The organism is Methyloceanibacter marginalis, assembly GCF_001723295.1.
GTDB classification, from domain to species: Bacteria; Pseudomonadota; Alphaproteobacteria; order Rhizobiales; family Methyloligellaceae; genus Methyloceanibacter; species Methyloceanibacter marginalis.
The window spans coordinates 1-11843 of sequence record NZ_LPWD01000422.1; the positions used below are offsets into that span (position 1 = coordinate 1).

11 protein-coding genes, 2 tRNA genes and 2 pseudogenes are annotated in these 11843 nt (G+C 59.4%); 9 read left to right on the top strand and 6 right to left on the bottom strand.

The features are described from left to right. Window positions 1–418, top strand: a pseudogene (locus AUC71_RS19770) (ThiF family adenylyltransferase); the annotation flags it as partial. A gap of 1 nt (window position 419) precedes the next feature. Continuing rightward, window positions 420–785, top strand: coding sequence for a ubiquitination-like system serine protease family protein (locus AUC71_RS14365; protein ID WP_083238427.1), 366 nt, complete (start codon window positions 420–422; stop codon window positions 783–785). A 981-nt stretch (window positions 786–1766) separates the two neighbouring features. Here the strand turns inward: AUC71_RS14365 and AUC71_RS14375 are convergent. The 4 genes from AUC71_RS14375 to AUC71_RS21510 all read right to left on the bottom strand — a co-directional run bounded on the left by AUC71_RS14375 (window position 1767) and on the right by AUC71_RS21510 (window position 5695). Beyond that, window positions 1767–2669 (bottom strand): RES family NAD+ phosphorylase, encoded by a 903-nt coding sequence (locus AUC71_RS14375; RefSeq protein WP_244500979.1) that lies wholly within the window; start codon window positions 2667–2669, stop codon window positions 1767–1769. Window positions 2670–2795: 126 nt separating this feature from the next. Beyond that, a complete protein-coding gene (locus AUC71_RS14380) occupies window positions 2796–3734 on the bottom strand; it encodes a sce7725 family protein (RefSeq protein WP_069624789.1) in 939 nt (312 codons plus the stop codon). A 2-nt stretch (window positions 3735–3736) separates the two neighbouring features. Further along, complete coding sequence (locus AUC71_RS14385) at window positions 3737–4624, bottom strand: sce7726 family protein (RefSeq protein WP_069624790.1); 888 nt, start codon at window positions 4622–4624, stop codon at window positions 3737–3739. An 864-nt stretch (window positions 4625–5488) separates the two neighbouring features. Next, window positions 5489–5695 (bottom strand): GDCCVxC domain-containing (seleno)protein, encoded by a 207-nt coding sequence (locus tag AUC71_RS21510; RefSeq protein WP_083238428.1) that lies wholly within the window; start codon window positions 5693–5695, stop codon window positions 5489–5491. A 238-nt stretch (window positions 5696–5933) separates the two neighbouring features. On the opposite strand from AUC71_RS21510, the gene AUC71_RS14390 reads away from it, so the two are divergent. The 5 genes and pseudogenes from AUC71_RS14390 to AUC71_RS18915 all read left to right on the top strand — a co-directional run bounded on the left by AUC71_RS14390 (window position 5934) and on the right by AUC71_RS18915 (window position 8854). Continuing rightward, window positions 5934–6320 (top strand): MerR family transcriptional regulator, encoded by a 387-nt coding sequence (locus tag AUC71_RS14390; RefSeq protein WP_069624791.1) that lies wholly within the window; start codon window positions 5934–5936, stop codon window positions 6318–6320. 273 nt (window positions 6321–6593) lie between these two features. Next, entirely contained in the window at window positions 6594–7112 is a 519-nt protein-coding gene (locus AUC71_RS14395; protein ID WP_083238429.1) for a DUF2924 domain-containing protein, read from the top strand. Continuing rightward, window positions 7105–7470, top strand: a pseudogene (locus tag AUC71_RS21515) (recombinase family protein); the annotation flags it as partial. The gene AUC71_RS14395 and the pseudogene AUC71_RS21515, both read left to right, overlap by 8 nt. Window positions 7471–7607: 137 nt before the next feature. Beyond that, window positions 7608–8222, top strand: coding sequence for a recombinase family protein (locus AUC71_RS21520; protein WP_244500980.1), 615 nt, complete (start codon window positions 7608–7610; stop codon window positions 8220–8222). A 305-nt stretch (window positions 8223–8527) separates the two neighbouring features. After that, a complete protein-coding gene (locus AUC71_RS18915) occupies window positions 8528–8854 on the top strand; it encodes a hypothetical protein (protein WP_141701730.1) in 327 nt (108 codons plus the stop codon). Between the two features lie 230 nt (window positions 8855–9084). Here AUC71_RS18915 and AUC71_RS14405 read toward each other — a convergent pair. Continuing rightward, a tRNA-Gln gene (locus tag AUC71_RS14405) sits at window positions 9085–9157 on the bottom strand. A 94-nt stretch (window positions 9158–9251) separates the two neighbouring features. Further along, the gene (locus tag AUC71_RS14410; RefSeq protein WP_069624792.1) at window positions 9252–11009 is read right to left on the bottom strand and encodes a SulP family inorganic anion transporter; all 1758 of its coding nucleotides are present in this window, start codon (window positions 11007–11009) and stop codon (window positions 9252–9254) included. A gap of 208 nt (window positions 11010–11217) precedes the next feature. Here AUC71_RS14410 and AUC71_RS14415 point away from each other — a divergent pair. Next, a tRNA-Pro gene (locus AUC71_RS14415) sits at window positions 11218–11294 on the top strand. Between the two features lie 205 nt (window positions 11295–11499). Next, window positions 11500–11843, top strand: a 344-nt coding sequence (locus AUC71_RS14420; protein ID WP_141701731.1) for an MBL fold metallo-hydrolase, incomplete at its 3' end; no start/stop codon positions are given.

Consider the following 11843-nt stretch of genomic DNA (forward strand, 5'->3'; position numbering starts at 1 on the left):
CGCGCCGTCGATCAGCGCGCTCGATGGCCGCGTCACGGTGATCGCGCCTGCACACACTTGCCTCCTGTGCCGCGGGGTCATCAATCCTGAAATCGCCCGAGGCGAGACGATGAAGCGCGCAAACCCCGAAAAATACGAACAGCGCAAGGCCGAAGCTTATGTGCTTGGCGAAGGCAACCCCGCGCCCGCCGTCGTCACCTTCACGACCGAGCTTGCCTGCATGGGCGTCAATGAACTCCTTCACCGGCTCCAGGGGTTTCGGGGGCCGGACGGCGCCGCCGCGAACCGGGTGCGCAAGTTTCATTTAGGCGAGGATCGCCGCCCCGGCCATAGGCCCGGTCCTGCGTGCCCGGTGTGCTCGGGCGAGTCTTTGTGGGGCCAGGGCGATGTCGATCCCTTCATCGGGAGGATCGATTAGCATGGAGTCCGTGAGGACGATGGTGCGGACCCTGCTGATCCGGCTCGGCATCATTGCGAAGCCGGATCTTCTCGCGCGCACGGTCCCCGATCATCCTTCCCCAGAGTTGATGGAGCCGGGCGTGATATATGTCGTTGCGGGCAAGGGCTACCGGAAATGGGCGTTCCTGCGGTGCCCATCGGACCACGATGAAATCATCCAGCTCTCGCTGATGACGAGCCGGCGTCCACGATGGCGCGTGAATATTGACCTGATAGGGCGGCCGACGATTCACCCGTCTGTGAGACAGCTCGACGGGACGTACGCTCATTTTTGGGTCAAGCGCGGCCGGGTCGTGTGGTGCGTGGACAGTGGAAGGCGAGCATGAGGCCATCATTGACGCTGAGACTTGGGAGAAGGTTCAGGCGCAGCTCGCAGCTAACGCCGGACGCAGCGCGGCCGGACGAGTTCAAAGCACCCGAGCCTGCTCGCAGGTCTACTGTTCACGGCGGAGGATGCGCCGTTCACGCCATCTCATGCAGTCAACCACGGTCGGCGGTATCGGTATTATGTTGAGCGCTCGCTGGTAGCGGCCAAGGCCGAAAAACACGAAGTCAGCTGTCAGGGCAACAGAAGCGAAGCTGGGTTGCAGGCCAAAGGCTGGCGCCTTCCCGCGCACGAGATCGAGCAGTTGGTACTCAGCCAACTGTCTGCCTTTCTAAGAGATCGCGGCAAGTTGCTGGGTGTCTTGCCCTTCAAGAAGAAGTCGCCAGATCTGGTTTCCGCTATGCTCACGCGCGCTGCGAAGTTGGCTAATGCGTGCGAAACAGGCTCACCTGCAAGCCAGGCAGAGAACGTGGCCGTCGTGGCGCAAGACAAGGTAACGATCGAAGTCGAGCGGAAGACCTTATCCGCACGCCTGCTCGATCGGGAAGTCGTCCTTACTGCCGAGGCGAAAGGCCGTAGCACGGTCACGCTTGAGGTGCCGGTGAGGTTTAGGCGGCGGGGTGTGGAAGCCAAGCTGGTCGTCCTAAACCAGCAGGACGGTGCCGCCGAGCCCGATGCAAACCTCGTCAAGGCGCTCGCGCGAGCGCATGAGTGGTTCGGTCAGTGTCGCCAGGTTCGAATTCTGCCGGAGTCACCAGCGTTTGGACTCACAAGAGACACGCGAGCGTTGGCTTACTTCCGATCTAGAAATAAGGTCTCTCTCGTATGTAGGATTCTCGGACCGATAAGTCTTCATGCTCCCGGCCACCCTAATGATCGCGTACGGGCTCCACTTCAATTGAAACCGACTCGACTAATTCTTTGGTCTCGTCGAAGATTACGCTCATAGAGAATTGAAAGTCAGTAGTGGTGCCAGCAGACATCACGTAGTCATTCCAGTCAGCGCCGTCTCAACAGACACTCGCGTTACCCTATAGAGGCGTAGCTCTCGGCGCTGTCCGGAGTCGGGATTGAAAAGAGCAAGATTTATCCCGTCGCTGACAGAGCTTCTGTAAATGACTCCATCAAACTTGCACGTCTTTATGAACTCACAGAGATATTGGCTCGGCACGTAGTCGATCGCCGCTCCTTGAGGCAAGACAGGCCGCGTAAGTTCGTCTCCCAGCTGTTCCAGAAACCCGACATCGATTCTCATTTGACCTACTTGGTTTTCGTCGTCCAAACGAAACGGGGACACTAACTTGCGCGGATTGCGTAGGTCAGCAACCCTTAGACCCGCAGGGACCTCATAAGTCGCCACGCAAGCAAGTTCACCTGTATGAGGCCTGATCTCAGATATCGCCGTCTGAACGGTAGAGCCAAGATAGAGGTAGGGAATGCCGGATGGGTTTGCTCGGCCATGAGATACCGACCGACTCGGTGGCGGTCCCATCTGGTCCAATGTTAGGGGCTGCTGGTCTGGCTGGATGCGTGCTCGGTACCACGTCGCACCGACCTCCTTTGTTTCTAGAAAGTCTAGCAGGGCGGTAAGCCGATCCTTATCAAACGGAGACTCCGGATGATAGCGATTCTTGTACATCAGCTCTGAACGGAGCTGCTCCCATTGAGCCGGGGGGTCGCTTGTGTATCGTGTCGATGGCACGAAGCTCCTTCTAACGATGTCCCCGTCGTCAAGAATTTCGGCCAGTAACGCGCTAGCCCGCACCGCATCGAGCCGCTCGTGTTGAAACAGACACCAATCTTCCTTGAACCACTCGACTAGGAGCTTCCCGTCCTCGGCAGGTTCATAGACCGGCAGGAGCTGGCTGAAGTAGTTGCCGAGCAAGCGCGGGTCTAGCAAGTCGACGTCTTCTGATTCGCAGTAGGGGCAACGGCCACGAGCCGACGACCGAGCCTCGATGATTTCAGTTAGACCTTGATCGCCGAAGCAATTCGCGCAGCAGTCCATGACTCACCCGAGATAATCGGCAAGTGTCTCGATATGGTGCTGCATCGACAACTTTTTCACATAGCCAAGTCCTGGGTAGTGGCGTTTCGCGTGAAGCAAGCGGAATTCTTTGATCGCCTCTGTCTCCAGAATTTTGGAGTCAGGAGAGTCTAAGTGCCGAATTAAGCCGTCTAGAGCCTCTGCAAACTTGCCGGCAGGGTCGGCAGGAGTGTCCTGGCGCTTTGACTTGAAATGATGAATGTACATCGCGTTGTCGTTGTCGGGATCAATGAACGTGATGTGGATAGCGATCGTATAAGCCGGACCCCCGGCTTCGTAGAATTCGTCACCGACGGTCAGAAAATCGCCGAACCCATCCATTCCTTCTTCTTGGTACGTAATATGCAGGTCGGAAAAGAACTCTGGGACATCCGGATGGTCCCGATTGCGCCGTTGGATAAAGCCATCATTCAGTAGGACGCGTTGACAGCCCTCAAAGTGTCTCCGGTATAATGTCCCACACTTCTTCTGGAAGAAGATATGACGCGTCTTGCCAAGGTCCGATCCAAGCGCGTTTGCAAGAGCCTTGGCATCAGTAAACCCGGCGTGAATGAACGTAATTTGATGATCTTTGTGCTTCTGCCAGCACTCCAACGCCTCTTCGGTAGTGGCATAATCCTTCAGTAAGATGCCGGCGGCGATCTCCGGTTTTGGAAGATACTTCTCCGCTAAGAAGTCCGAGATGCTTCCGGTGCTATCCGCAAGGACCCCATGATGCGGGTTCACGATCGTAACAGCCGAACCTCCCGCAGAACACACAGCATCAAGAGTGCGTTCAAGACCGCTCATCGGTTCTTTCACCGGCTCGATGATAGGAACGAAGTTGGACGCAGCAAGAAGCTCAGCGTTTTCCCGAATTGTTATGAGCTCGAACTGCTTCCCTCGAAAGAATGGGTGGTACATTCCTATGTCCACTTCATAGCTTCACGAACGCTCGTCGATACTGCGCGGACCACACGCTCATGATCTGCCTTTTTCATCCGCACGTATAGCGCAGCGGGACGGAGCGACGGCGGCAGCCGATGAACGAGTTGCGCTAGCGGCAACAAGTTCCGCGTCCGCTTCAACGTTCGAACCATCTCAAAGTGGAGATCCACAGGGCGCAACTTGACAAACTTTTCGCGAAGCACTCCGTGCAGGACCGTGTTTGGAACCTGGGGGACTGAAACGCCCAGACGCTGCAGAATCTCTCTTGCCTCGCTCATGCGAATGGACTCAAACACGCTGAGAGGACAGATGCGACCAGGTCGGTCGCGAGCGCTGCGAACTTCGGAGATGTTATTTCGCTTTGAGAGGTACATGACACCCACGTCTTTGGGCGTCATATCCCGCACTGTCTCCACGTGATTCTCTCCCGCAATCACGAAAACTTTCGAGAAGACCTTCTTGTACGTTTCAACCTGCTTTTCGAGCCGGGCCAGGGAGTCGCGCTCCGACTTAATCTCATAAACAACCGCGGTCCCATTTAGGATCACCGTATCGGCCTTGCAGTCGGCAACTCTGAATTCGTTGATCATGCAAGCGGTTCTCAGCGTATGGGTCCCGAGCAAGACGTTCTGGGTTAGAGCTGCTTTGTATACGTATTCGTCTCGGTGCTCCCCGTTCTGCAATATCGTTAGGGCGGCCTCGAAAGCGTCCGCCACTCGTGCTGACGGACGACAAATATCGAGCAGAGAAGCCTCTCGTATAAGTCTGCTGAAAAGAGGCGATCTTCCCCTAGCGCCGAGTTCGCGGAAAACAGAAGAAGAGAAGAGCCTCGACAGCGCGGACAGCTGAGAAGAATTAGGAGCCATGGTTTCTCAGGTAAGCTCCCGTGATTCGCGTGACAATATAATACTGGCCTTTGTCAACATTATAAATCGTTAAGCGCGGCCCGCACACCGCCCTCGGATTTTGCAATATTCGCGTCAAGCGGGACAATTTGAGCCGGTTCGTCTAGCGACCCGCTACGCGCGGTGGGCGCCTGAAGCGAACCAGAAAAGTCGCGGCTAGGTGACTGAGAGCATGAGGCTCGAAGTTCGACACGCATCATAATGCTGACTATCCTCCGCGAAGTGTGACCCCGAAACTGTCTCACTGAGAAAAATGGCAAGAAGGCCCCCACTTCCGGCGAAGGTTTGCGTCTCTCTACTCAAGCTGGCCAGAATCCTCCACGACTAGCGGCGCATTTCCGCGCTTTTTGGGCTCTGTTTGGCGAGTGTCTGGAGAGAGCCGGAAAGGCCGCGACTAGGTGGCTGAGTGCATCGGATTCGAAGTTCGACACACATCATGATGGTAGGCCGTTGGTGTGAGAGCATCGGGTCATCCGAAAGTGCGACCCCCGAAACTGGCCAGTTGAGAAAAAGCGACAGACAGCCCCTAATGTCCGCCCAAAGTCGCGTCTCTCTGCTCTCTTGAGGCGAACCCACCGTCAACTAGTGGCGCAATTCCGCGCTTCCTTAAGGCTGTTTGCCGAGTGTCAGGAGAGAGCCAGAAAACCCGAGACTGGCTGGCTGAGCAGACCGGATTCGAACTTCGACACACACAGAGAGATGTCCGCGAGGTTCAGACATGGCTCTCGGCCAAGCTTATGTCGCGGAAGTGCCATTAGCTGACTTTGAGCGTGGGCGCGATGGTGCCGCCGCATAGGAAGGCATTTTAGCCTTCCGAGCAGGATGCTATTCCGGTCTTCCCGTACGCTCGGCCTGAATTGGCGGGCACGGCACGGAGCCATACGAACAGAAGACGCAGCAATCGCCCGACTTTGGCCGAAGGATAGTTCCGCATCCGGTGCATTCATAAGAGACCTGGCAGGCATTGCTCGGCATCGTTTCTATCTTTGCGGTGTTGCAGTGTGGGCAGGTAATTTCCGACTGCTGAATCATATTGAGCCCGTTAATCAACGCTGGGTGTCGGCCGTCGCCGACCAAGGCCGACGACGACCGATCAAGCCGGTGTTAGCAGAAGGGGCAAAGGGCATAAGCCGTCGCCCCCATTGCCAGAAGCAAGCCGCTGGCTAGTATCAACTTAGCGATCATAGCTTTCTCCTAGAGCCGGGTTGATGGCGGCTCACATACTCCCTACAATCTGTAGCCACTACAGATGCAAGCCTAAAAGCGACCCATGCTAATCGGAAAGCTTGCCGCAGAGACCGGCATTCATATCGAAACGATTAGGTACTACGAGCGTGTGGGGCTGCTCGCCAGCCCGCCACGTACGCGGGGCAGACACCGCGTTTATGACGAACATCACTCGCAACGTCTGACTTTCATTCGTCGCAGCCGTGAACTCGGTTTCTCGTTGGACGACATTCGCACATTGCTCGATTTGTCGGATAGAAAGCAAGATTGCGCCGCAAGGAAAGTGACGCTTCGGCACCTGGATGACGTGCGGGGCAAGATTGCCAGCCTGAAGCGGCTGGAGAAAGCACTAGAGAACATGACCGAGGCGTGTACACCCGGTGATCAAAAGTCATGCCCGATCTTCGATGCTCTATCCGGGCGCGGCTGAACCCGACATTGAACTGGCCTGCCATCGGAAGCCCGCTAAGGGTCATGGGCGGACTTCTTCGAAGGAGCACGGCAGGTCCGCTTTCCAGTCGATTGCAGTCGTTCTGCTGGCCGGGAATCCCTTGAGACTTTCCTCTGGACTTCACTAGCAAAGAGAGCGTGTGTGGTGGAGGCGGACAGACTGATTGACCTCTGAACACGCCCTGGCGCCCGGCTCCTGTTCCGGGCTTGTGGCGGTGCAAAAGCCCTATTTCGGGCTTCAAGGAGGTCAGTCATGCGTAGCTCCAACCAACCGATCGCGGAAGATCGCGACAACGAGCCCAACTCCTCACTAAAGCGGCTATTGCAGGTCCACGAAGGCGACTTTGCACTCGCCAGCCTCGACACGCTCCGCGTCGAATGGCGTCGGCTTTACCGTTGCGAACCACCAAGGATCAGCCGCGATCTTCTCGTTCGCGGAATCGCCTATCGGCGCCAGGAGCTCGAGCATGGTGGTCTCGGCAAGACGACCCGCCGCAAGCTGAAGACGCTGGCGAAGATGTTCCGGACCACGCGCCGTTTAGCTCCAGATCCTGGCCTCACTTTGAAGCCGGGCGCTCGGCTCGTGCGCGAATGGCATGGCCGCACGCACACGGTCACGGTGACGGAGGACGGCTTTGAGTATGGCGGGACGAGCTATTCGTCGCTCACGAAAGTCGCCAAGAAGATCACGGGTGCCCATTGGTCGGGTCCCCGCTTCTTCGGGCTCGTCCGCGCCGGCACACGCTCTGACAAGGGCACTGGCAATGCCTAAGTCACATGAGTCCGCGTCTCGCTCTTCGAAAAGGCTGCGTTGCGCCGTCTACACCCGCAAGTCGTCGGACGAAGGTCTGGAACAGGCCTTCAATTCACTCGATGCGCAGCGCGAAGCTTGCGCTGCCTACATTCTTTCCCAGAAGCATGAAGGATGGTCGGTCTTGCCCACCTTGTATGACGACGGCGGATACTCAGGAGGAACACTAGACCGCCCTGCCCTGCAACGGCTTCTCGCCGATATCGCGGAAGGCAAAGTCGACGTGGTCGTCGTCTACAAGATCGACCGCCTGACGCGCTCGCTGTTCGACTTCGCCAAGATCGTGGAGGTCTTCGAAGCGCGGGGGGTCTCATTCGTCTCGATCACGCAGCAGTTCAACACAACCACGAGCATGGGCCGACTGACGCTCAATATCCTTCTTCCTTTGCCCAGTTCGAGCGGGAACTGGCCGGCGAACGGATCCGGGACAAGATCGCCGCGTCGAAGAAGAAGGGCATGTGGATGGGTGGCCTGCCGCCGCTCGGCTACGTGGTTCGGGACCGGAAGCTTGTCATTAATGCAGAAGAGGCTCGCACCGTCGTCCATATATTCCGCCGTTACGTCCAACTCCGGTCGGTGCGCGCCCTTAAGGAAGAACTCGATACCGCGGGGATCCGCAGCAAACGCCGCACCTTCGCCGATAGAACTGTCTATGGTGGTCACAAGCTCTCCCGCGGCGCCCTCTATCTCATGCTGCAGAACCGCATCTATCGCGGCGAGATCACGCACAAAGGCAGCGCCTATCCCGGAGAGCATAAGGCCATCCTGGACCAAACTCTTTGGGACAACGTCCAGGCTGTCCTCGCCGAGAACCGGGTCGACCGGGCTACAGGTGCCGACGCAAAATATCCCAGTCTCCTGGCCGGGTTAGCCTTCGACGACACCGGTGAACGATTGACGCCCACCCATGCCGTCAAGAAAGGTACGCGCTACCGGTATTACGTCTCGAAGTCACTGATCACGGGAGCTGCCAAGGATCACTCGCAAGGGCGGCGGATTCCCGCCGGCAACCTAGAGAGCTTGGTCATTGGACGGCTCCGCACCTTCCTTGCTGACCCAGGGCATTGCTGAGCGCTATCAGCGATGCGGAACAGAACGGAGTTGGGCAGAAGAGACTGATCGCAAGCGGCCGCCAGATCTCAGGGGAACTTCCGACTCTTGCCCCAGACGTAGTCCGATCCATCCTCATGACGCTCCTCAGTCGGGTCGACATCAAAGCGGAGCACGTCGAGATTCGACTCTATCGACAACAGCTTCAGGACCTACTCCAGGCGCAGTCGATAGACGCGCTTGGACCACCTCAGAGGTCCCGCAATAAGTCCGATGATACTCTGAAACTCAAAGTGAAGGCACGGCTCCGGCGTGTCGGTCGCGAGATGAAGCTGGTCGTGCACAACGCCGACGACCGAGCGGCGGCCGATCCCGGGTTGCTCCGGATCATTGCGCGCGCGCATGATTTCCAAGACCGTCTGATGGAAGATCCTGGTCTGACCGTGCCGGCCATTGCCAGCCAAGAACGGCTGACCATCGGCTACTTGTCTCGCCTTCTGCGGCTTCCGTCACTAGCACCGGATATCGTCACGGCCATCATCAACGGTAAACAGCCGCCGGAGCTCAGCGCGAAGCGACTGACACGGCTGGCGCTCAAACTCCCCACCGCCTGGGCCGAACAGCGCAAGATGCTCGGGTTTCAGCGACAATAGGGCGAGCTTTGCGCACGTTGCTGCGCGATGTTTTCCGATGCACTCGTACGAAAATGTTGACCCCCAAATGCCCCCCGAGAGACGTTCGCGCAAACGGCGCCCCTCGGTTCCCGCAATAGCGTCTCTGTCGCTTCAAGGGCGCAGGGACGGAGGGCAAATACCCCGGAAACCGCCCGAAAAAGGGAGGTTCCGTGAAACACGAATTTTCGTGCTATATCAATACCTTCAGCTGGCTGGGGCGCAGGATTCGAACCTGGGATCACGGGATCAAAACCCGATGCCTTACCGCTTGGCTACGCCCCAATGCGCTCTGCTTTCGAGAGGAGCCCGCGATACGCGAAACATATGGCAGGCGGCTGCTCTCCTACCAGGATCGGCGGGCCTCGGCAACGTCATGCTAGGCCCCTGTCTCCGGTCCGATCTTGGGTTTGGCGAGCGATACGGCCTGCTCGGCCGACTTGGCGTAGCGCACCAAGGGCTTGGCCAACCCCGCCTGGATCAGGACGCGGCGCACGCCGGGCGAGGCGCCGGCGAGGAACACCATCGACCCCGACTTGGTGAGCTTCCCGGCGAAGCGCTGAAGCGCCTTCGCCGCCGTGGAGTCGACGATCGGCACCTCGGAAAAATCGAGCACCAGAACGCGCGGCATCTCGCCGATCCGTTCGAGCACACCGCTCACGGCCGACACCGCACCGAAGAAAAAGGCCCCGCTGATCCGATAGACGACGATGTCGCGATCCGCCGAGGCGGCGGGATCGTATGAGGTGCGGCCGGCGTAATCGTCGGCCCGGTCCTCGGCGATCAATTGCGTCTCTCCCGCCACCTCGACGCTCTCGGCCATGCGGTGCAGGAACACGAAGGCGCCGAGAACGACGCCGACGGCAATGCCGGTGGCGAGATCCACGAAGATCGTCAGCAGAAAGGTGGTGAGCAAAACCAGCCGGTCGCCGGCGGAAGCGCCGAGAAGAACGACAAAGTCCTCCCGCTCCGCCATGTTCCAGGCGACGATGGCGAGCACGGCGCCCAGCGCCGCGAGCGGGATGTAGCCCGCGAGCGGCGCGGCCACCAGCATGAAGAGCAGAAGATAGGCGGCATGGAGCATCCCGGATACCGGCCCCTTGGCGCCCGCCCGGACATTGGTGGCGGTGCGGGCGATGGCGCCGGTGACCGGAATGCCGCCGAACATCGTGGAGCCGACATTTGCGACGCCTTGGGCGACCAGCTCGCAATTGGAGCGGTGGCGGCGCCCCGACATCCCATCGGCCACCACAGCCGACAGCAGCGACTCGATGGCGCCGAGCAGCGCAATGGTGATCGCGTCGGGCAGCACGGCTTGAAGCTTGGCCAGACTGAACGGCGGCAAGGACGGCTCGGGAAGGTTGCGCGGCAAGTCGCCAAAGCGCGAAGCAATGGTGCCGACGTCGAGATCGAGTCCTGAGGCCATCAGCGCAGCGGCAACGACCGCGATCAAAAAGCCGGGCCAGGCGGGGCGCCATTTGCGCAAGCCCAAGATAACAGCAAGCGCCACAGCGCCGACGGCAACGGCTTCTGGATTGATCGTGGCCCGTGCATTCCACAACGCTTCCAGCTTGGGCACGAAGGCGGCCGGCTCGCTTCCCAGATCGAGGCCTAACAGCTCTTTCAGTTGACTTGCGAAGATGATGACGGCGATGCCCGCCGTAAAACCGACGGTGACGGGAAACGGAATGTACTTGATATAGGTGCCGAGCCGCAGGAACCCGGCCGCGATGAGAATCAATCCCGCCACCAGCGTCGCCAGCACCAGCCCGTCGTAACCGTGCCGTTCGACGATGGCCGCAACGAGGACGATGAAGGCGCCGGCCGGGCCGCCGATCTGAAAGCGGCTGCCGCCCAGCGCCGACACCAGGAAACCGCCAACGATCGCGGTGAAGATCCCCCGCTCCGGGCCGACTCCCGAGGCAATGGCGATCGCCATGGACAGGGGCAATGCGACGATGGCCACCGTAAGCCCGGCGATGGCGTCGGCGCGGAAGTCGGCGAACCCGTAGCCCTCGCGAAGCACGGTGACGAGCTTCGGCGTATAGAGCTCGGCGAAGGTCGGGCCGCTGCGGGAGCGCCTGGACCTCAACGATGCCTCCCCATTTCTGGCGAACGCCTCTCTCAAACCAGGCATGGGTGGAGCCCCCACGCGCAGGTCTTGCGGCGGCGGCTGCCCCGTTTCGGCGAGAATCGACGATGCCTAGCGGATTGAGTGTGGCATACGAGGCCGCACACGCTTCCACAATGCGCCTTAATGGCGCGGGATCGGCGCTCTGGGGCCCCTGATCGGCCGTGTTGCGGGGCGTGGCCTCTCCGTCTATATACGTCCCTCTTCAGCCAGGCGGAGTGTAGCGCAGCTTGGTAGCGCACCTCGTTCGGGACGAGGGGGTCGCAGGTTCAAATCCTGCCACTCCGACCACTTCTTGTGTGTTCGCCGGCTGCTGGTTTTCCCGCCCTAGTGTCACGCGGCAAATGGGCCCCAAGGCGCCGGAAAACAGTCATATTTTGCGCAAAAAGCCATGGGAAATTTAACGCTGCCGGGGCGGCAGCCCTGTTTCCCGGCGACCGCTCCGCTAGAATGCCGCGCGGGTTCACGAGAAGACCAAAAAAAGCGTCCAAACACCATGTCGGCGGAGCTTGCCTTCAATCGTAGCGTGGATGTCGACTACGGCGTGCCCGAAGACGTGGCGCCCGGGGTGCGGCGCATCGTGGCCAACAATCCGGGCCCCTACACCTTTCTCGGCACCAACACCTATCTCGTCGGCTCGGGCGACGTCGCCGTGATCGATCCCGGCCCCGCGGACGAGGCCCATCTTTCAGCCATCGCCGCGGCGACACGGGGCGAACGCATCAGCCATATCCTCATCACCCATAGCCACCGCGATCATTGCGACGGGGCGCTTCCCCTACAGAGTCGGCTCGGCGGCGACATCGTGGCCTATGGACCGACCGGTACGGCGCGCGGCGC

What these genes read in the sequence shown, in the direction of transcription:
- AUC71_RS21510 (WP_083238428.1), bottom strand. Translation starts at nt 5,695, where the DNA reads ATGATTCAGCAGTCGGAAATTACCTGCCCACACTGCAACACCGCAAAG.
- AUC71_RS14380 (WP_069624789.1), bottom strand. Translation starts at nt 3,734, where the DNA reads ATGTACCACCCATTCTTTCGAGGGAAGCAGTTCGAGCTCATAACAATT.
- AUC71_RS14390 (WP_069624791.1), top strand. Translation starts at nt 5,934, where the DNA reads ATGCTAATCGGAAAGCTTGCCGCAGAGACCGGCATTCATATCGAAACG.
- AUC71_RS21520 (WP_244500980.1), top strand. Translation starts at nt 7,608, where the DNA reads ATGTGGATGGGTGGCCTGCCGCCGCTCGGCTACGTGGTTCGGGACCGG.
- AUC71_RS14410 (WP_069624792.1), bottom strand. Translation starts at nt 11,009, where the DNA reads ATGCCTGGTTTGAGAGAGGCGTTCGCCAGAAATGGGGAGGCATCGTTG.
- AUC71_RS14395 (WP_083238429.1), top strand. Translation starts at nt 6,594, where the DNA reads ATGCGTAGCTCCAACCAACCGATCGCGGAAGATCGCGACAACGAGCCC.
- AUC71_RS14385 (WP_069624790.1), bottom strand. Translation starts at nt 4,624, where the DNA reads ATGGCTCCTAATTCTTCTCAGCTGTCCGCGCTGTCGAGGCTCTTCTCT.
- AUC71_RS18915 (WP_141701730.1), top strand. Translation starts at nt 8,528, where the DNA reads ATGAAGCTGGTCGTGCACAACGCCGACGACCGAGCGGCGGCCGATCCC.
- AUC71_RS14365 (WP_083238427.1), top strand. Translation starts at nt 420, where the DNA reads ATGGAGTCCGTGAGGACGATGGTGCGGACCCTGCTGATCCGGCTCGGC.